Below are 23,034 nucleotides of genomic sequence, written 5' to 3' on the forward strand. Positions count from 1 at the left end.
GCCGCGGGTGCTGACGGTACCATCGGTGGTTCGCCCGGCTGTCCCACGATGGGGCGCCCCTCCATGGAGGGGCGCCCCATCGTCGTCTCAGCGAGCGTCCTCGCTGTCGATGCCCAGGCCGGGGAGCAGGCCCGGCAGCAGGGGCGGGATCGTGACATCCGGCATCTCGGGTGTCGACGGGTCGACCGAGGGTGCCGTGGGAATGCCCGCCGACGGGTTGTCGAGCAGGCCTCCCGTGTTGCCGCCCAGCAGGCCGTCGCTCTCCGGTGAGCCCGAGCCCGAGCCGGAGCCGGAGCCCGAGGGTTGGGGCCGGGTGGAGCCTTCGGCGCCCGTGGAGGGCGCGGCCGGGGAGGACGGCGGGCGCTGGGTCTGCGTACGCGGGGTGTCCTGCGGCGTGCCCGGGGTGCTGGTCCCGACCGCGCCCTTCTCCGGGGTGCGTGGAAGCATCCCCTGGAGCGGCTCGACCTCTTCGTCTATGGCGACGAAGACGCCCTCCACCTGGCTGCCGACGTCGGCCAGCTGCACGGGCAGCCGGTCGCGCAGACCGTTCCAGGTGCCGCGATGGGACTGGGCGAAGGAGTTGAGCCGGGCCATCGGCCCGATCTCGCCGTCCCGCTCGTACGCCTGGCGCAGCAGCCGGTGTCCCTCGGAGGCGTCGTGCTTCATGCCGCCGAGGACGCGCCGGATCTCGCTGAGCGACTCGTGGTCGAGGTCGCCGGCGCGGCCCCGCTCCATGAGTCTGCGGGCCTCGCTGAGCCGGGTCGACGCCTGGTCCAGGAAGATCCCGCCCCGCTCGGAGTCGTCGTCGGCCATCCCGCGCTTGATGTCTTCCATTCCGCGCTTCAGCCCGTAGAGCGAGTCACCTGGGAGGGCGTCGGAGCTGGCAGCGGCCACACCGCTGAACGCGCCCGCGGCCACACCGACCGTGAGGCCGCCCGCGGCGAGCCCCTTCGACCAGCGGGAGCGGGGGCGCAATTTCCGGAGCGGGGAGGCCCGGTGGGCTCCCCGTCCGCTCGGTGTCCGCTGCTCGGGCACCATAGGGCCCGCTGCCGCGCTCCCCTCCGCGAGCATCGCTTCCATGGCGGCGACGAGCTGGGCTCGTTGCACCACCTTGACCTCGGGGTCCATCGTCGGCTTCGGCAGCTCGCCGAGGCCGTTCGCCAGAGCCAACAGCCGCCCTTGTTCGGCCGGTTCGGCCGACGCCTCGGGCGGTTCGGCCGTCGCGTCCTCGGGCGTCCGATCATCCAGGGCCTGGGCGAAGGCGTTCGCCCGCCGGTGCGCCGATACGTTCGCGATCACTGGCGGCACCTCCTCTCGTCATGACGGTCGACTCCCCGGGGTGTCCGGAAGGTTGCACACCTTGAGCACATCCACACGAACGAGTGAGTGGTTGCGGACATGGCGTGACCACAGGGAGCCTGCATCCCGCACAACGAGCGGCGCGGCACTTGGGTTACGCGCGAAAGATGATCGGACCAGTGCGTCATCGAGGCGTCACCGACTGTGAGTTGGGCGGGGGTCGGGGGGCATGGGGGGTGGTGCGGGGGGAGAGGCGCGTCGCGGTAGATGGGGGGCGCGTGTGGGGGGCGCGGAAAGGTCAGCGGGCGTCGTCCGGGAGCAGGCGCGCCAGGGTACGCACGGCCCGGTACTGGAGGGTCTTGATCGCACCCTCGTTCTTGCCCATGACCCGGGCCGTCTCGGCGACCGAGAGGCCCTGCAGGAAGCGCAGGGTGACGCACTCCTGCTGCTGGGGATTGAGCCGGCGGACGGCGTCGAGGAGGGCCGCGTTGGAGAGGGACTCCAGGACGGAGTCCTCGGGGCTGCGCTCGACCTCATTGGCGTCGAGCATCTCGCCCGTGGTCACTTCCAGTCGGAAACGGCTCGACTTGAAGTGGTCCGCGACCAGGTTGCGGGCGATGGTGACCAGCCATGCGCCGAAGTCACGGCCCTGCCAGGTGAAGGTGGAGATCCGGCGCAGGGCGCGCAGGAACGTCTCGCTGGTGAGGTCCTCCGCCGTCGCCTTTCCACCGACGCGGTAGTAGATGTAGCGATAGACCGTGTCGCTGTACTGGTCGTACAGGCGGCCGAAGGCCTCGGCCTCACCGGCCTGGGCGCGCTCGACGAGGTCCATCATGCGGGCGCTGTCGCTGTCGGCGGTGGGGCGGCGGGCGGCGGTCGAGGTTCCGGTGCCGCCGCGGCTGCCCCGTCTGCCGACAGCGGCACCGCTCTCGGCGAGGGCATAGCAAGGACCGGCGGGTGCCGGTGCGGCGAAGGCAAAGGCGGGGACAGGGCCGGCGTACGCGGTGGGGACGAAGCCGCGCAAGTGGTCGAGGACCGTTGCGCGCAGCGTAGCCAGGCCCGAGGCGTCAACCCCGACGTGTGGGTACACGGGACTCCCAGAGGCAGAGCTTCCATCACGTGCAGTGCGGGACCGTTCACTCGTCGTGGCGACGTGTGGGTTCCGTTGTGCGTCTGAGGAGAATAACGCTTCGTACAGGCAGCGCTACACCCAGTTGCGGAAATCACCGATTCCGTCACACCTGTTACCGCTTGTAGGCGAGATCATTCGCACTTCGTGACCGATTGTTGATCGGATTACTTCCGGGTGTGACTGCGTGCACGCTCTGTTGTGCCCGAGTGTTGGCTGGGGGAGTGATCCGGCCCGCTGTGGGGTAGGGAGCTGGGAATGCCTCTGAGTCGACCTGTGCGGTCGTGTTCGACCACGTACGGGTGACGGGCGCGGGTCCCGGGTTGTCTCAGACGGTCGCAGCCGAAACGTATCGGCAGTGTGCGGCGCGCCGGGCGTGCCATGCGGGTCTGAGTGCCCCGCTCGCGGGCCGAAGTCAGCGACGACGGCGGTGCAGGGCGACCGCGGCGGCCGTGCCGCCCGCCAGCGCGCCGACGCCCGCCGCGGCGGGGATGCCGACCTTGGCCGCCTTGCGGCCCGTGCGGTAGTCGCGCAGGCGCCATTCGCGCGCCTTGGCGTGCTTGCGCAGCTTGGTGTCCGGGTTGATGGCGTACGGATGGCCGACCAGCGACAGCATCGGGATGTCGTTGTGCGAGTCGCTGTAGGCCGCGCAGCGGTTCAGGTCCAGGCCCTCCGCGGCAGCCAGGGCGCGTACGGCCTCGGCCTTGGCGGGTCCGTGCAGCGGCTCGCCGACGAGCTTGCCGGTGTAGACGCCGTCGACCGACTCGGCGACCGTGCCGAGCGCGCCGGTCAGGCCGAGCCGCCGGGCGATGATCGTGGCCGTCTCGACCGGGGCGGCCGTGACGAGCCAGACCTTCTGGCCGGCGTCGAGATGGGCCTGCGCGAGCGCGCGGGTGCCGGGCCAGATGCGGTCGGCCATGTACTCGTCGTAGATCTCCTCGCCGATCGACATCAGTTCGGAGACGCGGTGGCCCTTGACGATGGACAGGGCGCTGTCGCGGGCGTCCTGCATGTGCTCGGGGTCCTCGACGCCCGCCAGCCGGAACCACGCCTGCTGCCAGGCGAAGCGGGCCAGTTCGCGGCGCTGGAAGAACTTCCGCTTGTACAGGCCCCGACCGAAGTGGAAGATCGCGGCGCCCTGCATGACGGTGTTGTCGAGATCGAAGAAGGCGGCCGCCTCGGCGTCGCCCACGACCGGGAACTCGGGCTCGGACGGCTCGGCGGGCTCGGCCCGCGCCGCTTGCTCCCGTTCCAGTTCGAGCTGTTGCGAGGTCTTGCGCGCCGCCTCGGCGGCGGCCTCGCCTGCCAGAACGCTGCGCGCGGTGGCGGAGCGCCTACGGGGGGTGAGCCATCCCAGTGCGGCCATGTCGTGAGCATAGCCATTCTGTTCGGTACTTCCCGACGACTCGGGATGCGGTGGCGTGAACACTCCGCGACTCTCCTGTTAAACGGACAAGGGGGGAGCAAGCTGGAGAGAGGGGGCACGGCGCGCGGCAGCGCAGAATGGACGGCATGTTTGGACGGACGAAGAAGAAGGACACCCCCGACGCTCCCGTCGCCGCCTCGCGGACCGTGACGCTGATCGGGAAGCCGGGCTGTCATCTCTGCGACGACGCCCGGGCCGTGATCGAGGCGGTCTGCGCCGAGACCGGGGCGCGCTGGGAGGAGAAGGACATCACTCAGGACGAGGAGCTCCACCGGGCCTACTGGGAGCAGATTCCGGTGGTCCTGGTCGACGGCGAGCAGCACACCTTCTGGCGTGTGGACGCCGGGCGGCTCCGGCGCGAACTGGGTGGTTGACCGGAAGACGGCTACCATCGTGGACGTTTTGTTGACGTTCGGGGGCGTGATCGTGAGGAGAGTGTGCGGTTTTGCCCCCTTCGGGTGCCCAACGGGCTGACGCGCTCCACGGTTCCGTCATGACGCGAACCGACCGCGTGACCCCGGTCACTTTGGCCGGACAAAACGGACACCATCTTTGTGCACGCGTTCACAAAGACATAGCCTGCATTCGACGGGGCGGTCCTGGGACACACGGCCGCCTGCAGCCCCGCTCATCCCGCAGGAGCACCGTGGCAACTGGCCGAACTCACCGACCGGCGACCCGCAGCCGAGGAATCCCCGAGGCCACCGTCGCCCGGCTTCCGCTGTATCTGCGTGCGCTCACCGCACTGTCGGAGCGCTCCGTACCCACGGTCTCCTCCGAGGAGCTCGCAGCCGCCGCGGGGGTCAACTCCGCGAAGCTGCGCAAGGACTTCAGCTACCTCGGCTCGTACGGCACGCGCGGTGTCGGCTACGACGTCGAGTACCTCGTCTACCAGATCTCCCGCGAACTCGGCCTCACCCAGGACTGGCCTGTCGTCATCGTCGGTATCGGTAACCTCGGCGCCGCGCTCGCCGGCTACGGCGGCTTCGCCTCCCGTGGCTTCCGGGTCGCCGCGCTCATCGACGCCGACCCCGCCATGACCGGCAAGCCGGTCGCCGGGATCCCCGTCCAGCACAGCGACGACCTCGAGAAGATCATCGAGGAGGACGGCGTCTCCATCGGAGTCATCGCGACCCCGGCCGGCGTCGCCCAGCAGGTCTGCGACCGGCTCGTGGCCGCCGGCGTCACCTCCATCCTGAACTTCGCCCCGACCGTCCTCTCCGTGCCCGACGGCGTGGACGTGCGCAAGGTCGACCTCTCCATCGAGCTGCAGATCCTCGCCTTCCACGAGCAGCGCAAGGCGGGCGAGGAGGCGGAGGCCGAGGCCACCGCCGCACCCACGCCGCCCACGGCCCTCGGCGCGACGGGCGACGCCCCGCGCAAGAGCACCGGACGCAAGGGACCCGACGGGGACGTCCCCGCCGTGATGCCGGCATGAGTCTCCTCGTCGTCGGCCTCAGCCACCGCAGCGCCCCGGTCAGCGTCCTCGAGCGAGCCTCGCTCGCCGCGGACACCCAGGCCAAGCTGCTCCAGGACACCCTCGCCGCCGAACCGGCCGCCGAGGGAGCCGTCCTGGCCACCTGCAACCGCATCGAGCTCTACGCCGACGTGGACAAGTTCCACGCCGGTGTCGCCGAGCTGTCCACGCTGCTCGCCCAGCACAGCGGCGTCGGCCTCGAAGAGCTGACCCCTTATCTCTACGTGCACTACGAGGACCGGGCCGTCCACCACCTCTTCTCGGTGGCCTGCGGGCTCGACTCCATGGTCGTCGGCGAGGGCCAGATCCTCGGCCAGATCAAGGACGCCCTCGCGCTCGGCCAGGACCTGCACACGGCCGGCCGGCTCCTCAACGACCTGTTCCAGCAGGCGCTGCGGGTCGGCAAGCGCGCCCACAGCGAGACCGGGATCGATCGGGCCGGCCAGTCGCTCGTCACCTTCGGCCTGGAGCAGCTGGCCGACGGCGCCGACGTCGACACCTGGGCCGCCGGCAAGCGCGCCCTGGTCATCGGAGCCGGTTCGATGTCCTCGCTGGCCGCCGCCACGCTCGCGCGCGTCGGGGTCTCCGAGATCGTGATCGCCAACCGTACGACCGCCCGTGCCGAGCGACTCGTACAGATCCTGACCGAGCCCGGGGGCACGGGTGTGGCCGCACGCGCGGTCGAGATGGTTGCCGTCGGCGACGAACTGACACGTGCCGACATCGTCGTCTCCTGCACCGGAGCCACCGGACTCGTCCTGACCGGCGAGGCCGTCGAAGCCGCGATGAAGGGCCGGACGGCCCCGCTCGCCCTGCTCGACCTGGCCATGCCCCGCGACATCGACGCCGCCGCCCACCGCATGGCGAACGTCCGGCTCATCGACATCGAGTCGCTGGCGGACGCCTCCGCCGACGCCCCGATGGCCGCCGACGTCGACCAGGTGCGCGCGATCGTCTCCGACGAGGTGGCCGCCTTCGGCGCCGCCCAGCGCGCCGCGCACATCACCCCGACCGTGGTCGCCCTGCGCACCATGGCCGCCGATGTGGTCGCGGGCGAGGTCGCCCGGCTCGAGGGCCGGCTGCCCGGCCTCGACGACAAGCAGCGCGCCGAGATCACCCAGACGGTGCGCCGGGTGGTCGACAAGCTCCTGCACGCGCCGACCGTGCGGGTCAAGCAGCTGGCCAGCGAGCCCGGCGGTGCCGGGTACGCAGACGCGCTGCGGACACTCTTCGACCTCGACCCGGAGACGGTCGCCTCCGTCTCCCGGGCCGACCTGAATGACGCCGACGTCAAGAACCGAGGGCGAGTATGACCGAGAGGGCACTGAGGCTCGGGACCAGGCGCAGCAAACTCGCCATGGCCCAGTCCGGGCATGTGGCCGACGCCGTGCGGCAGCTGACCGGCCGACCCGTCGAGCTCGTGGAGATCACGACGTACGGGGACGTCTCGCGTGAGCACCTCGCGCAGATCGGCGGTACGGGGGTGTTCGTCGCCGCACTGCGCGACGCGCTCCTGGCCGGTGAGGTGGACTTCGCCGTCCACTCCCTGAAGGACCTGCCGACCGCCCAGCACCCCGAGCTGGTCATCGCCGCGATTCCGCGTCGCGAGGACCCGCGCGACGTGCTGGTCGCCCGAGCCGGGCTGACGCTCGACACGCTGCCGCAGGGCGCCCGGATCGGCACCGGTTCGCCGCGCCGGACCGCTCAGCTCAACGCGTACGCGCGCAGCCACGGGCTGACCATCGAGACCGTGCCGATCCGCGGGAACATCGACACCCGCGTCGGATACGTACGCAGTGGAGAGCTGGACGCGGTGGTTCTCGCCGCGGCCGGTCTCAACCGCATCGGCGGAACGGAGGAGCTCACCGGCTCCCTGTCGCTCGACCACCTGTCGGTCGACGCCGTCCTGCCCGCCCCCGGCCAGGGGGCACTGGCGATCGAGTGTGTGGCGTCCGACGCCGACCTCGTCGCCGCGCTCGCCGAGCTCGACGACCCGGACACCCGGGCCGCCGTGACCGCTGAGCGATCCCTGCTCGCCGCCCTGGAGGCCGGCTGCTCCGCACCCGTGGGTGCGCTGGCCGACCTGCTGGCCGAGGATTCCGGCCGCGGGCAGATTGTCACTGAAATGCGCCTGCGCGGCGTCGTCGGTACCACCGACGGCTCGACGCTGGTGCAGCTGTCCACCACCGGTCCCGTACCCGCGTCGCACGACGAGGCGATGCAGCTCGGACGCGAACTCGCGGACGAGATGCTCGCCAAGGGTGCGGCCGGTCTTATGGGGGAGCGAGCACTTTGAGCCCCACCAGCCCGACCACCAGCCCCGCGTCCCAGGCCTTCTTCGGTCAAGGGAGCGTCACCTTCCTAGGCGCCGGACCAGGCGATCCAGGACTGCTGACCCTCCGGGCAGTCGAAGCCCTCGCCGGCGCGGACGTCCTGATCGCCGAGCCGGAGGTGCTCGAAGTCGTTCGCGGCCATGCGCGCGCGGGCGTGAGCACGCCTGAGCTGACGGTTGTTGACGAGGCGTCAACAACCGCCGGTGTCCCCGTGTTGAGGGATGCGACCAATCTTGTCATGGAGGCCGCGAGGGGCGGCAAGCGGGTCGTCCGTGCGGTGACCGGCGACCCCGGCCTCGACGGAAACGCAGGTCAGGAGATGCTGGCCTGCGCGTCCGAGGGCATCCCCTTCGAGGTCGTGCCCGGTGTGGCCACGGCGGTCGGCGTACCCGCGTACGCCGGTGTCCCGCTGCGCGACGCGCAGGGCACCGATGTGCGTTTCGTGGACGCCCGTACCGCCGACGACCGCTGCTGGACCGAGGTCGGCGCCTCGGACGGCACCGTCGTCGTGTCCACCTCGCTCGACTCGGTCGCCGCCGCGGCCGGTGAACTGGTGGCGGCAGGCCGTAAGCCGGACACCCCGCTCACCGTGACCATCGGCGGCACGACGACCCGGCAGCGGACCTGGACCGCGACGCTCGGCACGATCGCGCAGGTCTTCAAGCAGGGGAAGATCCTCCCCTCGCCCGAGGGCCACCGGCCGGTCATAGCCGTGGTCGGCGAGCGCAGCGCCCCGGCGCAGCGGGACCAGCTGGCGTGGTTCGAGTCGAAGCCGCTGTTCGGCTGGCGGGTGCTCGTGCCGCGCACGAAGGAGCAGGCCGCGTCGCTCTCCGACCAACTGCGTTCGTACGGTGCGGTGCCGCACGAGGTGCCGACGATCGCCGTCGAGCCGCCGCGGACGCCGCAGCAGATGGAGCGTGCGGTCAAGGGTCTGGTGACCGGCCGCTACGAGTGGATCGCCTTCACGTCGGTCAACGCGGTGAAGGCGGTGCGGGAGAAGTTCGAGGAGTACGGGCTCGACGCGCGGGCGTTCGCCGGGATCAAGGTCGCGGCGGTCGGCGAGCAGACGGCCGCGGCGCTGGTCGACTTCGGTGTGAAGCCGGACCTGGTGCCGAGCGGCGAGCAGTCGGCCGCGGGTCTTCTCGAGGACTGGCCGCCCTACGACCCGGTCTTCGACCCGATCGACCGTGTCTTCCTGCCGCGGGCGGACATCGCGACGGAGACGCTGGTGGCCGGGCTGATCGAGCTCGGGTGGGAGGTCGACGACGTGACCGCCTACCGGACGGTCCGGGCGTCGCCGCCGCCGGCGGACACGCGTGAGGCGATCAAGGGCGGTGGCTTCGACGCCGTGCTCTTCACCTCGTCGTCGACGGTGCGGAACCTGGTGGGTATCGCCGGGAAGCCGCACAACGTGACGGTCATCGCCTGTATCGGCCCTGCGACCGCGAAGACGGCGGAGGAGCACGGGCTGCGGGTGGATGTGCTCTCGCCCGAGCCGTCGGTGCACAAGCTCGCGGAGGCGCTGGCGGACTTCGGTCTGCGGCGGCGGGCGGCGGCGCTGGAGGCGGGGGATCCCGTGACGCGGCCGTCGGAGCGGCGGCCGGGGGCGCGGAGGCGTCGGACGACGTAGTCGTGTGTGGTGCACGGGGTGCGGGGCCTTTTGGGGTCCCGCACCCTGTGCGTTGGGGGCTCGGGGCGGGGCCTTGCGAAGGGCGCCGCCCCCGGTGCGTGGGGGCGGTCGGAGCGGAGGCGCCCGCAGGGGCGCCGTCCCGTGTGCCCACCCTCCCCCAGACTCCGTCCGGGGGGACCCCCAGCCCCTGCGGGACGATTGCCCACACGGGGGTGGGGCGGGGCGCGGGGCGATTGCTCGCGGTGTGGGTGGGGGTGATGCCCACAGGCGGTCGGTAAAGGCACTGGGTTCGCGGGCGTAGCCTCGGTTTATGAACTCGTACGGAACCTTTCCCGGGGCGCGGCCGCGGCGGCTGCGGACGACTCCTGCCATGCGGCGGATGGTGGCCGAGACGCGGCTGAGCCCGGCCGATCTGATCCTTCCCGCGTTCGTGCGGGAGGGGATCGACGAGCCCCGGCCGATCACCGCCATGCCCGGCGTGGTGCAGCACTCGCGGGACACCCTGCGCAAGGCCGCCGTGGAGGCGCTGGAGGCCGGTGTCTCCGGGATCATGCTGTTCGGCGTGCCCGAGGACGAGAAGAAGGACGCGGCCGGTACCGCGGGTACGGACCCGGACGGGATTCTTCAGGTCGCGATCCGGGACGTGAAGGCCGAGGTCGGCGACGATCTCGTCATCATGTCGGACCTCTGCCTCGACGAGTACACCGACCACGGGCACTGCGGGGTCCTGGACGCGAGCGGTCGGGTCGACAACGACGCCACGCTGGAGCGTTACGCCGAGATGGCGCAGGTCCAGGCCGACGCCGGTGTCCATGTCGTCGGGCCTTCCGGGATGATGGACGGCCAGGTCGGGGTGGTCCGGGACGCGCTGGACACCATCGGCAAGGAGGACGTGTCGATCCTCGCGTACACGGCGAAGTACTCCTCCGCCTTCTACGGGCCGTTCCGTGAGGCCGTCGGGTCCTCTCTGCAGGGTGACCGCAAGACGTATCAGCAGGACCCCGCCAACGTGCGTGAGTCGCTGCGCGAGTTGGCGCTGGACCTGGAGGAGGGCGCCGACATGGTGATGGTGAAGCCGGCGGGTCCCTACCTGGACGTGCTGGCGAAGGTCGCCGAAGCCGTGGACGTGCCGGTCGCCGCGTACCAGATCAGTGGCGAGTACGCGATGGTCGAGGCCGCAGCCGAGAAGGGCTGGATCGACCGCGACAAGGCCATCTTCGAGACGCTCACCGGGATCAGGCGCGCTGGTGCGCAGATGATCCTGACGTACTGGGCGACCGAGGTCGCGCAGAAGCTCAGCCGCGGGGTCTGACGCTTTCCCGGATCTCTCGCACGACTCCTCGATAGGGGCGGAACCGCAGGGCGGTTCCGTCCCCTTCGTCGTCGTGGGCCGTGAGGACGTGGAGCTGCCTGCCGTCCTCGCGGCGGTGGAAGTACTGGGCGACTCCGTCGTCGGAGCGGGTCGTGCTGAGGGTGCGTACGGGAGCCTCCCGGAGCCGTACCACGCGGTCGTGGGTGTAGCGGCCGGGCGGGCCCACCGCGGTCAGGGCCTGCACGGAGGCGGCGATGGCCCGCTGATTGGCCGGGTCTGCGGTGAAGGCGTAGTGGGCGGCCGAGTCCGTCCACTGGGCGTAGTTGAGGATCGTGCGGCCGTCCGAGCCCATCAGGCAGTGGCGGGAGAGGAACGCCTCCGGCAGCTCGGCCTTGGCCCAGGCGTCCACGACGGCGTCCATCACGAGCCGCTGCCGCTCGGCGCTCTCCGTGTACCACTCCGAGATCAGGACGAGGCCGGCATCCGGCCTGGCTAAGGCCGGGAGGTCGTCGGACTCCACGATCTTCGTGCCCCATGAATCGTTAGTCATGACTAACAGTTTCCGAGGTGCTCGTCCCTCACGCAAGCGATTAACGAGCCAGCATCTCCGCAAGGCGGGACAGGCCGTCTGCCGCGTGCCCTTCGGCGATCGAGCGGTCCAGGAGGGCCTGGAAGGGCGCGAAGAGCTCCGGGCTGACGCCCTGGGCCTTGTACGTGGCCAGGAAGTTGGGGAAGGCGGACTGGTTCACCACCAGGCTGGAGACGTCGGTCAGGTGCTGCCCCGAGTCGACCGCCCGGGCGATCTCCGGGACGCCGCCGAGCATCGCCGTGACCCAGGGGACCAGGAGCTCGGCGTACTCCTCGGCGCCGATCTTCTCCGTGCGGACCAGGGCCAGCGCCTGGACGACCCCGATGAACATCCCGTACATGCCGGTCAGCAGGCCCAGGTCGTACAGGGCCGCGAGGCCGGGGTCGGTGCCGGTCCACTTGGTGCCGCCCAGCGCCGCGAGGGTCGTGCGGTGGGTGGCGTACGCCTGCTCGTCGCCGCTGTAGAAGACGTACGCGTCCGGGCCCGCGATCATCTGCGGGACGGCCATGATCCCGCCGTCGACGTAGCGGGCACCGAACTTCTCCGCCCGGGCGGAGAGCGTCCGGGCCTGCTCGGGTGTGCCGTTCGTGAGGTTGACCAGCGTCTTTCCGGCCGCGGAGTCGCCGAGGGCTGTGAACAGTTCGTCGACGTTGTCGTTCGTGAGCAGGCACAGGACGGCGAGCGGGCTCGCCGCCACCGCGTCCACCGGTGTCTCGGCGGGCAGGGCGCCCTGCGCGACCAGCGGGCCCGTCCTGGCCGGGGAACGGTTCCAGACGGTGACCGGGTGGCCCGCGTTCAGGAAGGCCGTGGCGAGGGCCGTGCCCATCATGCCCAGGCCGAGGACGGAGACCGGGGCGGAGGCGGCTGCGGGAACGGTTGCGGACATGGGTGTGCTCCAGGGCTTGGAATCGGGGGTTCGAGCCGTCCTGCGGCTCGCTTTCGATCCTTCTCCGGGGCGGTTCATCCCACAAGTACCGACTTAATCGTCAGCTACGCACCGATTGGTAAGGATGCGCCGGGCGGCGCACCCTGGAAGTACCTCAGGAGGTGGTCCTCATGATGCACACGCTCGTGGGATGGCACGTCGAGATGGAGTTCCAGGAGGAGGGCGACCGGACGAGGGCGGCTGCCATGGTGCGGCTCGGTGACGGCACCGAGTTCCGTGCCCAGGGCAACGCCCACCGGCACCCGTCGGACCCCGAGCAGCTGCGGGTCGGCGAGGAGATCGCGGGCGCACGCGCGCTCATGGATCTCGCCTCGCAGCTGCTGCAGAAGGCGCACACGGAGATCGACGAGGTGTCGGGCAGGACGTCCCGCCCCATCAGCTGACATTGCGTCAGCACGTCGGCGGCGAGAGCGACGTGAACGCGTCGCCCTCGCCGCCGATGCCGCGAGAGCGGTCAGCTTCTGGTGATCAGAGTGATCACGATCGCGGTGCATGTGATCAGGACTGCGACGGCTACGACGTCCGTCAGATGGCTGCTGGGCATGGCCTCACCCTGCGGGGCGGGGTGATCTCGCTGCAACGGTCACGGGACAATGGGGGAAGCTGGAACGCGCGGACCTACCGTGACCTGGGGAAATGACCGACCCCTGGAATGCGTTCCTGGGACGGTCGAGACGAGGGGGACGGGGCGGGTGGCAACGGAGGCCGATGGTTTCGCGGAGCTGGTGCGCGGGCTGAAGGAACGATCCGGGCTCAGCTACGGGGCGTTGGCGAAGAAGCTGCATGTCAGTACGTCGACGCTGCACCGGTACTGCAACGGCGACGCAGTTCCGGCCGAGTTCGCACCCGTGGAGAGACTGGGGCGGCTGTGCGGAGCCTCCCGCGACGAGCTGATCGCACTGCACCGTAACTGGATCCTGGCGGACGAGGCGCGCCGGCGGGGCAAGAACGGACCGGCGGCTCCCGAGCCGCAGGGTCCGGCGGAAACCGTGGCGGGAAGCTCGACGGCAGCCGCGGCGGAGACCACGGCGGAAACCCCGGCGGCGACTGTTCCGGAAGCCGCGCCGGACGCCGTTTCGGATGCCGCCTCGGGCGCCGGCTCGGACACCGCCGCGATGCCCACCGCCCCCGAGCCCGCTCCCGAGCCCGAAGGCGACCGCGAGCCCGAGGTCGTCGTCACCGTGCAGGCGCATCCGCGACCCTCGGACGTCCCCGGTGCGTCCGCCCGCTCCCGCTCCCGCAAGCGGCTGCGGACGGCCGTCGCCGCGGCCGCCGTCGTCGCGCTCGCCGTGCCCGTGGCGTACGCCGTCGGCCGCCCCGACGAGAAGGGCGCCGACGACGCGAAGACCTCCGGACAGCACGCGAACGGATCCGTCGAGCCGCCCGCGGCGAGCATCTCCGCGCACGTGAAGGCCTCCGCCTCCACCTCGGGCTCCGCCTCCCCGTCCGCCGCCACGACGCCGAGTGCGCCGGCGACCGCGTCCCGGGCGAACCCCTCCGCCCAGGCGACCCGACAGGCGACGGGCGACCCCGTGAGCGTGGGCATCAGCTCCTACAACTGGGCCGGGGCCTGCGGCCAGCACTACGTGCTCGGCCAGCCGCCCGGGCAGGTCCCGCCCCCGCCCGCCCCGCAGGACAGCCGAGGCTGGGCGCGGGCGCTCGGTGGGGTCGACGGCGGCCATATGCAGCTCCAGCTCACCGCCACCGGCCGCACCGAGGAGGCCACGGTCCTCAACGCCGTCCGCGTACGGGTGGTCGAGCGCGCCGCACCCCTGGACCGGGCGGCGTACTTCATGGGCGACGGCTGCGGCGGCGGCATCACCCCGCAGGCCTTCGACATCGACCTCGACGCCCCGCACCCCACCGCGAAGCCGGTCGCCGGCCTCGACGGCGAACACCGGGTGCCCGCCAAGGACTTCCCGTACAAGGTCTCCACCAGCGACCCGCAGGTCCTCAACCTCGACGTGCACACCGAGTCGTACGTCGTCTCCTGGTACCTGGAAGTGGAGTGGAGCAGCGGCGAGCGGCGCGGGAAGGCACGCGTCGACGACGGCGGGAAGCCGTTCCGTACGAGCGCGATCGAAGGGAAGCAGGAGTACATCTACCGGCCCGAGAAGGGCGAGTGGGCCGCCCCGCAGTGAGCGAAGGCGAAGGCCCCGGCGCCGTAGGGAAACGGAGCCGGGGCCTTCGTCGTGCTGTGGCGCGTCGTCAGAGGCGCTCGGGCGTCCGGATGCCCAGCAGGGCCAGACCCTGGTGCAGCGTCCGGGCGGTCAGGTCGCAGAGGAACAGCCGGTTCTCCGCGATCTCCTGCGGCGGCGCCGGCTTGATGACGGGGCACTGGTCGTAGAACGTCGTGTACAGCGACGCCAGCTGGTACAGATACGCGGCCAGCTTGTGCGGGGCGTACTCCTCGGCGACCTCGGCCAGCGTCTCGCCGAACTGGTCCAGATGCAGACCGAGCGCGCGCTCCGCCGGGGCCAGCTCCAGCTCGGGGTGGGCCAGCGGAGTGAGCTCGCCCGCCTTGCCGAAGATCGACTTGATACGCGCGTACGCGTACTGGAGGTACACCGACGTGTCGCCGTTCAGCGACACCATCTGGTCCAGGTCGAACTTGTAGTCCCGCGCCGCGGACGTCGACAGGTCGGCGTACTTGACCGCGCCGATGCCGACGTACTGGCCGTTCTCGACGATCTCCGACTCGGTCAGGCCCACCTTCTCGGCCTTCTCGCGGACGACCGTCGTCGCCCGGTCCACGGCCTCGTCCAGCAGGTCCACCAGCCTCACCGTCTCGCCCTCACGGGTCTTGAACGGCTTGCCGTCCTTGCCGAGCACCGTGCCGAACGCCAGCTGGACCGCCTTGACCTCGTCGTTCAGCCAGCCGGCCCTGCGGGCGGTCTCGAAGACCATCTTGAAGTGCAGGGACTGGCGCGCGTCGACCACGTACAGCAGGGTCGTCGCCTTCAGGTTCTGCACCCGGTCACGGATCGCGGACAGGTCCGTGGCTGCGTAGCCGAAACCGCCGTCGGACTTCTGGACGATCAGCGGCGTCGGGTTGCCGTCAGGGCCCTTGACGTCGTCGAAGAACACGCACAGCGCACCGTTGGAGCGGACCGCGACACCCGACTCCTCGAGGATGCGGCAGGTCTCCACCAGCATGTCGTTGTAGCCCGACTCGCCGACCACGTCCGGGTCCTGGATGTCCATGTCGAGCTTGTCGAAGACCGAGTAGAAGTAGATCTTCGACTCGTCGACGAACCGCTGCCACATGACACGCGTCTGCTCGTCACCGGCCTGGAGGTCCACGACCCGCGCCCGCGCACGCGTCTTGAACTCCTCGTCGGAGTCGAACAGCGCGCGCGAGGCCTTGTAGAGCCTGTTCAGGTTCGACATGGCCTCCTCGCCGGAGACCTCGTCCTCGGACTTGTGGTCCAGCTCGTGCGGGTGCTCGACCAGGTACTGGATGAGCATGCCGAACTGGGTGCCCCAGTCGCCGATGTGGTGGCGACGGACCACCTTCTCGCCCGTGAACTCCAGGATCTCGACCATCGCGGCGCCGATCACGGCGGAGCGGAGGTGGCCGACGTGCATCTCCTTGGCCACGTTCGGCTGCGCGTAGTCGATCACCGTCGTGCCGGCGTTCTCCCCGAACGCCACGCCGAGACGGTCGTCGGCCGCACGGGCGGCGAGGGTCTTGATGATCGCCTGGTCGGTGACCGTGATGTTCAGGAAGCCGGGGCCCGAGACCTCGATCTCCTGCAGCACGTCGTTCGCCGGGATGCCGTCGACGACCTTCGTCGCCAGCTCACGCGGGTTGCCCTTGAGCTTCTTGGCGAGGGCCAGGATGCCGTTGGCCTGGAAGTCGGCCCGGTCGCTTCGTCGCAGCAGCGGGTCGGCGGAACCGGCCTCCGGCAGTGCTGCCGAGAGACCCTCCGCGAGACGCTGCTGCACGGTCGAAGCGAGGGAAGGGACCGAGGCCATGAGCTTCCGTTCCTGTCGATGGTTCAGTGGTGGGCTTTATCGCTTGTCAAGTGTCCCACGGGCGGGCAACGTGTTTTCTCCACCTGTGGACAACCACAGAGTGCGCCGTTCCGTCTGGGAGAATGGCTGACGTAAGGCTGCAAGGCCTTCGAGGGAATCAAGGAAGAAGGACGTACCGACCGTGGCTCAGAGCAGCACCGAGACCGACTGGGTCTCCCGTTTCGCGGACGAGGTCATCGCCGAGTCGGAGCGACGTGCGCCTGGCAAACCGGTCGTCGTCGCCTCCGGACTCTCCCCCTCCGGCCCGATCCACCTGGGCAACCTCCGCGAGGTCATGACCCCGCACCTGGTCGCCGACGAGGTCCGCCGCCGTGGGTACGAGGTCCGGCACCTGATCTCCTGGGACGACTACGACCGGTACCGCAAGGTGCCGAACGGCATCCCCGGTGTGGACAAGGACGGCTACGAGCAGCACATCGGCAAGCCGCTCACCTCGGTCCCGGCCCCGCCCGGCTCCGCCCACCCGAACTGGGCCGAGCACTTCAAGGCCGCCATGGTCGAGTCGCTCGCCGAGCTCGGCGTCGAATACGACCCGATCAGCCAGACCGAGCAGTACACGGCGGGCACCTACCGCGAGCAGATCCTGCACGCCATGAAGCACCGCGGCGACATCGACGCGATCCTCGACCAGTACCGGACGAAGAAGGCGCCGAAGAAGCAGTCGCAGAAGCCCCTCGACGAGGCCGAACTGGAGGCCGAGGAGGGCTCCGGCGCGGCGAACGAGGACGACGGCTCCGGCGGCACCGGCGGCTACTTCCCGTACAAGCCCTACTGCGGGCAGTGCGAGAAGGACCTGACGGCCGTCACGTCGTACGACGACGAGACCACCGAGCTCGCGTACACCTGCACGGCCTGCGGCTTCTCCGAGACCGTCAAGCTGAGCGAGTTCAACCGCGGCAAGCTGGTCTGGAAGGTCGACTGGCCGATGCGCTGGGCGTACGAAGGCGTGATCTTCGAGCCCTCGGGCGTCGACCACTCCTCGCCCGGCTCGTCCTTCGTCGTCGGCGGCCAGATCGTCCGCGAGATCTTCGACGGCGTCCAGCCGATCGGCCCGATGTACGCGTTCGTCGGCATCAGCGGCATGGCCAAGATGTCGTCGTCGAAGGGCGGCGTGCCGACGCCCGCCGACGCCCTGAAGATCATGGAGGCGCCACTGCTGCGCTGGCTGTACGCGCGCCGCAAGCCCAACCAGTCCTTCAAGATCGCCTTCGACCAGGAGATCCAGCGGCTCTACGACGAGTGGGACAAGCTCGAGGCCAAGGTCGCCGACGGCTCGGTGCTGCCGGCGGACGCCGCCGCGTACGCGCGCGCCGCCCGCACCGCCGCCGGCGAGCTGCCCCGCACGCCGCGGCCGCTGCCCTACCGGACCCTGGCCTCGGTCATGGACATCACGGCCGGCCACGACGAGCAGACCCTGAGGATCCTGACCGACCTGGACCCGGAGAAGCCGGTCACCAGCCTGGACGAGGTCCGCCCGCGTCTGGACCGCGCCGAGAACTGGATCACCACCCAGGTCCCGGCCGACCAGCGCACCATCGTCCGCGACGAGCCCGACGCCGAGCTCCTCGGCTCCCTCGACGACCAGGGCCGCGAATCCCTGCGCCTCCTCCTGGAGGGCCTGGACACGCACTGGTCCCTGGACGGCCTCACCACGCTCGTCTACGGCGTCCCCAAGGTCATGGCAGGCCTCGACCCCGAGGCCAAGCCCACCCCGGAGCTGAAGATCGCCCAGCGCGCGTTCTTCGCCCTGCTCTACAAGCTCCTCGTCAGCCGCGAGACCGGGCCCCGCCTGCCCACGCTCCTTCTCGCGGTCGGCGCGGACCGCGTGCGCAAGCTGCTGGGCGCGTAGCGGTACACGGACAGGTCATCGGAAAGGGCCGCCACCGGGTTCGGTGGCGGCCCTTCGCCGTCCTCGGCGCGGATCGCGGGCGAGCCGTCGGCAGCCCGTCTCCATCCTTGGGACTAGACCCGCTTCCGACGTGGGCACGACGAAAACGGGAAACCCGCGGGAGACCGTGAAGGCATGAAGAACGAAGTCATCGCAGTCATCGGATGGATCACCCTCGTCCAGGGCGTACTCGGAGCCGGCGGGCAGCTCTTCGGGGACAAGGCCTGGGGAGTGCTCCAGCAGTGGTGGGACATCCCCACCCCCGGCTACGTCGTCCTGGCCCTTGCCGGAATCGCGCTCGCCGTGTGGGGCGAGACCGCGAAGAAGCGGGCCAAGGCCTGAGCCCCGACCCGCCGCCGGTCACGGGATGTGGTTCTCCGCCATCTCCCGCTCGATACGGTGCCGCAGCTGCGGAGTCAGCTCCCGCAGGATCGACGCACTGCGCGGGTGCTGCACCCCGTACATGTCACTGAGCCATATGTCGAGCTGCTCGGCATTGGGGAAGTCCTGCCGCTCCTCGACGTAGTCCCACATCGCCTTGTAGGCCGCCTCGGAGAACTCGTCCGCGGGCGGCTCCGGCTCGACGAACTCCGGGTACTCCTCGAACTGCTCCGCGCCCTGCTCCTGACGCGGGCCCGGGATCACCACATCCTCCGGACCCTGCGGCACCGCCACGGGCGTGGGCTCCAGCCCCTCCACGTACCGAGGGTCGAAGGCCGTCTCGTACGCCTCCGGCGGCAGGGTCTGCGCGTGGAACCACGGGCTGTCGTGGTTCGCGGGCAGCTCCGGACCGACCGGCCCCTGGCCGGGCGCCTGGTTCTGGCCCTGGGGGAGCTGCGGCTGCGGCTGCGCGGCCAGCTGGACCGGCGTCTGGACCGCCTGCACCGGCTGCGGCTGCGCCACCGTCGGCTGCGCCGGTATCAGCGCCGGCTCCACACCCGCCGCCGCGAGCCCCGCCGCCGCCGTCTCCGCCAGCGGCACCCCGTACTTCGCCAACCGCAGCGGCATCAGCGCCTCCACCGGCGCCTTCCGCCGCCACGCCCGCCCGAAGCGCGCCTGGAGCCGAGCCTGATAGATCAGCCGATCCTGCTCCAGCTTGATGACCTGCTCGTACGAGCGCAGCTCCCACAGCTTCATCCGCCGCCACAGCCGAAACGTCGGTATCGGCGACAACAGCCAACGCGTGAGCCGCACGCCCTCCATGTGCTTGTCGGCCGTGATGTCGGCGATGCGACCCACCGCATGCCGCGCCGCCTCCACCGCGACCACGAACAGCACCGGAATGACCGCGTGCATACCCACACCCAGCGGGTCCGGCCAGGCTGCCGCGCCGTTGAACGCGATCGTCGCCGCCGTCAGCACCCACGCCGTCTGCCGAAGCAGCGGGAACGGGATCCGGATCCAGGTCAGCAGCAGGTCCAGTGCGAGCAGCACACAGATGCCGGCGTCGATGCCGATGGGGAAGAAGTACGAGAAGTCGCCGAAGCCCTTCTCGACGGCGAGCTCGCGCACAGCGGCGTACGAACCCGCGAAACCGATACCGGCGATGATCACCGCACCGGCGACCACCACACCGATCAGTATCTTGTGCGTGCGTGTCAGCTGCACCGCGGCCACCCGCGATCCCCTCCCGTCAATCCACATCTCGCGGGCACAGCGTGGCACATGCGCGAGAAGCCCGGCCCCCGGGGGAGGGACGGACTCCTCGAAAACATGCGCAAATGCGGGTGTTCGCGACGTGCGGCCCGTGGGCCGCCGCGAGTTTGTTACCTGGCCGTGGCAGCGACCGCCGCGACAGCCTCCTTCGCGGCCTTCACGGCACCGTCCATCACGACCTTGTCCGTGGGAGCCGCCGCACCCGCGTAACCGGCGCCGTTGTACGTCAGCAGCACCAGCACATTCCCGGTCCGCGCCACGACCGAGGCGTACTTGAAGTCCTCGCCCGTCTTCTTCAGGTCGTACGCGACGGCCTTCGACTGCTCACCGACGCCCGGCGCGTCCGTGGTACGCAGCTTCTGCGCACCCTCGGTCGCCTGGAGCTTGGCCAGCTCCTTGGTGAAGTTCTCCTCGGCCCGCTCCTGGCCACTGCCCAGCGCGGCGTCCGACTCGTAGCGGTAGAACGACACATCCAGCCAGCGGTAGTGCGAGCCCTTCACACCCTTGTCGTCGAGACCGTTCCACGAGCAGCCACCACGACTCGAGACGTCGCTGGAGGGCGCGGTCGTACCGTTCTTCGCCTTCGCCTTGGGCACCAGGCTCGCGGTCGTCTTCGCGGAGATCGACTTGCACACGTCGGGCAGCTTCGAGAACTTCGCCGGCTCGACCGTCTTCGTCGACTGCTGAGCGCCGGGGGTGGCCGACGCCGAGCCCTTGCCCTTGTCCGGGGTGCCCGAACCACCGTCGGAGTCCGAGGAGCAGCCGGCGACGACGAGCATCACCGGGACGGCTGCGCAGGCGAGTATGCGGGTGAGTCGCGGGGCTGATCGGTGCATGGTTCCTTCAGTCGCTTGTCGTACAGTCCGGCCGGCGGCCACGGTACGCCGACACGTTACGTGCTCGCGATGGGCCCGCGAGGGCCCCACACGGCGGCTCCGCGCCGCTACTCCTCCAGCCGCTCGGCGAGCAGCCGGGCCAGATTCCGGGCCTTTTCCTGCAGTTCCTGGCTGTCCGGGGGCTCCGCGGAACCGCTCGTCTGCTCCACGTACTCGACCGTCACGATCACGTTGGATGTGCGGAACACCACGCTCACGGTGCGGTGCCGGCCGTTCGGACCGCCCGAGCTGAGCACGTCGTCGAGGAACGCGACCTGCCCCAGACCCGCCAGGACGCGGGGCTCCAGACCGGTGGTGGGGGCGACGGACGGGGCGGGCGTCGGGTCGGCGGAACCGGAGGAGGCGCCGGCGGGAACGGTGGGAGCGGCGGGAGCCGTGGTGCCGGCCCCACCCGCGCTGCCGGCCCCGCCCGTGGGGCTTGCCGGGGCCTGCGGACTCTGCGGCGCCTGCGTGGGCTTCGGGGGCTCGGGGAGGTCCGCCGCGATCTGCTTGCCCGAGAACACCGCCTGCGCCCGGTCGTCGTCGCTGACGGCGGAGTCGTACGACACCACCCGCTCGATGTCGAGACGCAGCCGGTGCGAGGCGTCGGGGGTGTCGGCCTTCCAGCTGCAGCCGACCCGGCGATCGGTGTCGTAGGTGACCGCGGCCGAACCGCGGTACGCCTGCTCGCGCTCCTTGTCGGGCAGCTGGGCGGCGCCGGGGAGCAGATCCCGGAGCGTGGCCTGCGGGACGGAGCCGCAGGGCTCGAAGAGGGTGCGGTAGCGGCCGGGAGGGGCGGGGGCGGCGGCGGGGCCGGCCTTGGAGTCGACGGCGTCCACGCCGGTTCCACCGCCGGAGGAGCATCCGGTGAGGCCCAAGGTGAGCGCCGCCGCGAGCGCTGTCAGACCGGGTACGTACGCCTGTCGCTGCACGCTCCCAGGCTCCCTTCTCCCGAAGACTTCCCCGAAAACTGTTTGCCGCCGGAGACCGGTGGGTGGACACAATGTCTATCGCACGCGCTGCCGTTGATGCCGGTCCGTTGTCACCTGTACGGGCCTTGGAGCCGGTTTTTGCGTTATCAGGCTTTTTGGGGGAATCGAGGAAGTATGTCGTATGTAGAGGTGCCGGGTGCGAAGGTGCCCATCCGGCTGTGGACCGATCCTTCCATGATCGACGACGGCGCGATGCGCCAGCTCCACAACGTGGCCACCCTTCCGTGGATCAAGGGCCTGGCCGTGATGCCGGACGTGCATTACGGCAAGGGCGCGACGGTCGGCTCGGTGATCGCGATGCGCGGGGCGGTGTGCCCGGCGGCGGTGGGTGTGGACATCGGCTGCGGGATGTCGGCGGTGAAGACGTCGCTGACGGCGAACGACCTGCCGGGGGATCTGTCGCGGCTGCGGTCGAAGATCGAGCAGGCGATTCCGGTGGGGCGGGGGATGCACCGGGACGAGGTGGACCCCTCGCGGCTGTTCCAGTTCCCGACGGCGGGGTGGGACGACTTCTGGTCGCGCTTCGACACGGTCGCCGATCCGGTCAAGTTCCGGCGGGAGCGGGCGGGGAAGCAGATGGGAACGCTAGGCAGCGGAAATCACTTCTGCGAAGTTTGCATCGATGGCCAAGGGTTTGTCTGGTTGATGCTGCACTCCGGATCTCGGAACATCGGCAAGGAACTCGCCGAGTACCACATCGGCGAGGCGCAGAAGCTGCCGCACAACCAGGGCCTGGTCGACCGTGACCTCGCGGTGTTCGTCGCGGACACCCCGCAGATGCATGCCTACCGGAACGACCTCTTCTGGGCGCAGGAGTACGCGAAGTACAACCGCGCGATCATGATGGCGCTCTTCCAGGAGGTCGTCCGGCGGGAGTTCCGCAAGGCGAAGGTGACCTTCGATCCGGTCATCTCCTGCCACCACAACTACGTGGCGGAGGAGCGGTACGAGGGCATGGACCTGCTGGTCACCCGTAAGGGCGCGATCCGGGCCGGCTCGGGCGACTTCGGGATCATCCCGGGGTCGATGGGCACCGGTTCGTACATCGTGAAGGGGCTCGGCAACGAGGCGTCCTTCAACTCGGCCTCGCACGGCGCGGGCCGGAAGATGAGCCGGAGCGCGGCGAAGCGGCGCTTCTCGACGCGTGACCTGGAGGAGCAGACGCGGGGCGTGGAGTGCCGGAAGGACGCGGGTGTCGTGGACGAGATCCCCGGTGCGTACAAGCCGATCGAGAAGGTGATGGAGCAGCAGCGGGACCTGGTCGAGGTGGTCGCCAAGCTGAAGCAGGTCGTCTGTGTGAAGGGCTGAGAGCGAACGGCGAGGTGGGCGACCCGCCCCGCCGCCGCCACCACCCCATAATTGTTGTCAGCGCGTACAAACCCCCCCCCCTCGGAACATTCCATAAAATAAGCTGAGGTTTTGCGCGACCCCCCCGCCATAGAAG

Annotated in this window: 20 protein-coding genes; 11 read left to right on the plus strand and 9 right to left on the minus strand. The window is 70.3% G+C overall.

Annotated elements, in window-relative coordinates:
• Window positions 1-87 precede the first annotated feature (87 nt).
• The 3 genes from ACFC0D_RS17515 to ACFC0D_RS17525 form a co-directional block, all read right to left on the minus strand.
• Complete coding sequence (locus ACFC0D_RS17515; protein ID WP_376436213.1) at window positions 88-1,299, minus strand: DUF5667 domain-containing protein; 1,212 nt, start codon at window positions 1,297-1,299, stop codon at window positions 88-90.
• Between the two features lie 298 nt (window positions 1,300-1,597).
• The gene (locus tag ACFC0D_RS17520) at window positions 1,598-2,389 is read right to left on the minus strand and encodes an ECF subfamily RNA polymerase sigma factor, BldN family (protein ID WP_137988687.1); all 792 of its coding nucleotides are present in this window, start codon (window positions 2,387-2,389) and stop codon (window positions 1,598-1,600) included.
• 454 nt (window positions 2,390-2,843) lie between these two features.
• The gene (locus ACFC0D_RS17525; protein ID WP_376436217.1) at window positions 2,844-3,794 is read right to left on the minus strand and encodes an HAD family hydrolase; all 951 of its coding nucleotides are present in this window, start codon (window positions 3,792-3,794) and stop codon (window positions 2,844-2,846) included.
• Between the two features lie 137 nt (window positions 3,795-3,931).
• Between ACFC0D_RS17525 and ACFC0D_RS17530 the strand changes: the two genes are divergently transcribed.
• The 6 genes from ACFC0D_RS17530 to hemB all read left to right on the plus strand — a co-directional run bounded on the left by ACFC0D_RS17530 (window position 3,932) and on the right by hemB (window position 10,606).
• A complete protein-coding gene (locus ACFC0D_RS17530; RefSeq protein ID WP_376436219.1) occupies window positions 3,932-4,228 on the plus strand; it encodes a glutaredoxin family protein in 297 nt (98 codons plus the stop codon).
• A gap of 272 nt (window positions 4,229-4,500) precedes the next feature.
• Window positions 4,501-5,292, plus strand: a complete 792-nt coding sequence (locus ACFC0D_RS17535) for a redox-sensing transcriptional repressor Rex (protein ID WP_376436222.1) — start codon at window positions 4,501-4,503, stop codon at window positions 5,290-5,292.
• Window positions 5,289-6,644, plus strand: coding sequence for a glutamyl-tRNA reductase (locus ACFC0D_RS17540; RefSeq protein WP_376436224.1), 1,356 nt, complete (start codon window positions 5,289-5,291; stop codon window positions 6,642-6,644). Before ACFC0D_RS17535 ends, ACFC0D_RS17540 begins: the two co-directional genes overlap by 4 nt.
• Window positions 6,641-7,627: a hydroxymethylbilane synthase gene (hemC, locus tag ACFC0D_RS17545; protein ID WP_376436227.1), complete on the plus strand. Its 987-nt coding sequence runs from the start codon at window positions 6,641-6,643 to the stop codon at window positions 7,625-7,627. Before ACFC0D_RS17540 ends, hemC begins: the two co-directional genes overlap by 4 nt.
• The gene (locus ACFC0D_RS17550) at window positions 7,624-9,294 is read left to right on the plus strand and encodes a uroporphyrinogen-III synthase (protein ID WP_376436230.1); all 1,671 of its coding nucleotides are present in this window, start codon (window positions 7,624-7,626) and stop codon (window positions 9,292-9,294) included. Before hemC ends, ACFC0D_RS17550 begins: the two co-directional genes overlap by 4 nt.
• Before the next feature lie 310 nt (window positions 9,295-9,604).
• Window positions 9,605-10,606 carry a porphobilinogen synthase gene (gene hemB / locus ACFC0D_RS17555; protein ID WP_376436233.1) on the plus strand — a complete coding sequence of 334 codons (1,002 nt, stop codon included), beginning with the start codon at window positions 9,605-9,607 and terminating at the stop codon, window positions 10,604-10,606.
• Here hemB and ACFC0D_RS17560 read toward each other — a convergent pair.
• Together ACFC0D_RS17560 and ACFC0D_RS17565 are read right to left on the minus strand one after the other, a co-directional pair.
• Window positions 10,590-11,156 (minus strand): hypothetical protein, encoded by a 567-nt coding sequence (locus tag ACFC0D_RS17560; RefSeq protein ID WP_376436236.1) that lies wholly within the window; start codon window positions 11,154-11,156, stop codon window positions 10,590-10,592. The two genes, hemB and ACFC0D_RS17560, sit on opposite strands and share 17 nt — an antisense overlap.
• Before the next feature lie 40 nt (window positions 11,157-11,196).
• Entirely contained in the window at window positions 11,197-12,081 is an 885-nt protein-coding gene (locus ACFC0D_RS17565; RefSeq protein WP_376436239.1) for an NAD(P)-dependent oxidoreductase, read from the minus strand.
• Between the two features lie 173 nt (window positions 12,082-12,254).
• Here ACFC0D_RS17565 and ACFC0D_RS17570 point away from each other — a divergent pair, with 173 nt between their 5' ends.
• Complete coding sequence (locus ACFC0D_RS17570) at window positions 12,255-12,524, plus strand: DUF1876 domain-containing protein (protein ID WP_376436416.1); 270 nt, start codon at window positions 12,255-12,257, stop codon at window positions 12,522-12,524.
• Window positions 12,525-12,833: 309 nt separating this feature from the next.
• Window positions 12,834-14,282 carry a helix-turn-helix domain-containing protein gene (locus ACFC0D_RS17575; protein ID WP_376436241.1) on the plus strand — a complete coding sequence of 483 codons (1,449 nt, stop codon included), beginning with the start codon at window positions 12,834-12,836 and terminating at the stop codon, window positions 14,280-14,282.
• 67 nt (window positions 14,283-14,349) lie between these two features.
• Here ACFC0D_RS17575 and argS read toward each other — a convergent pair whose 3' ends face one another.
• Window positions 14,350-16,119 carry an arginine--tRNA ligase gene (argS, locus tag ACFC0D_RS17580; RefSeq protein ID WP_376436244.1) on the minus strand — a complete coding sequence of 590 codons (1,770 nt, stop codon included), beginning with the start codon at window positions 16,117-16,119 and terminating at the stop codon, window positions 14,350-14,352.
• A gap of 181 nt (window positions 16,120-16,300) precedes the next feature.
• Between argS and lysS the strand changes: the two genes are divergently transcribed.
• On the plus strand, window positions 16,301-18,028 hold the full coding sequence (gene lysS / locus ACFC0D_RS17585) for a lysine--tRNA ligase (protein WP_376436247.1): 1,728 nt from the start codon (window positions 16,301-16,303) through the stop codon (window positions 18,026-18,028).
• A gap of 174 nt (window positions 18,029-18,202) precedes the next feature.
• Window positions 18,203-18,409: a hypothetical protein gene (locus tag ACFC0D_RS17590; protein ID WP_376436249.1), complete on the plus strand. Its 207-nt coding sequence runs from the start codon at window positions 18,203-18,205 to the stop codon at window positions 18,407-18,409.
• A gap of 18 nt (window positions 18,410-18,427) precedes the next feature.
• On the opposite strand, the gene ACFC0D_RS17595 is transcribed toward ACFC0D_RS17590, so the two are convergent.
• The 3 genes from ACFC0D_RS17595 to ACFC0D_RS17605 form a co-directional block, all read right to left on the minus strand.
• A complete protein-coding gene (locus ACFC0D_RS17595; protein WP_376436252.1) occupies window positions 18,428-19,684 on the minus strand; it encodes a DUF2637 domain-containing protein in 1,257 nt (418 codons plus the stop codon).
• A 149-nt stretch (window positions 19,685-19,833) separates the two neighbouring features.
• Window positions 19,834-20,559 carry a DUF3558 domain-containing protein gene (locus ACFC0D_RS17600; protein WP_376436254.1) on the minus strand — a complete coding sequence of 242 codons (726 nt, stop codon included), beginning with the start codon at window positions 20,557-20,559 and terminating at the stop codon, window positions 19,834-19,836.
• Window positions 20,560-20,666: 107 nt separating this feature from the next.
• A complete protein-coding gene (locus ACFC0D_RS17605) occupies window positions 20,667-21,530 on the minus strand; it encodes a DUF3558 domain-containing protein (RefSeq protein ID WP_376436257.1) in 864 nt (287 codons plus the stop codon).
• A gap of 174 nt (window positions 21,531-21,704) precedes the next feature.
• On the opposite strand from ACFC0D_RS17605, the gene ACFC0D_RS17610 reads away from it, so the two are divergent.
• Window positions 21,705-22,898 (plus strand): RtcB family protein, encoded by a 1,194-nt coding sequence (locus ACFC0D_RS17610; protein ID WP_376436260.1) that lies wholly within the window; start codon window positions 21,705-21,707, stop codon window positions 22,896-22,898.
• Window positions 22,899-23,034: the final 136 nt, after the last annotated feature.

Source organism: Streptomyces sp. NPDC056222, from assembly GCF_042264065.1.
GTDB lineage: Bacteria > Actinomycetota > Actinomycetes > Streptomycetales > Streptomycetaceae > Streptomyces.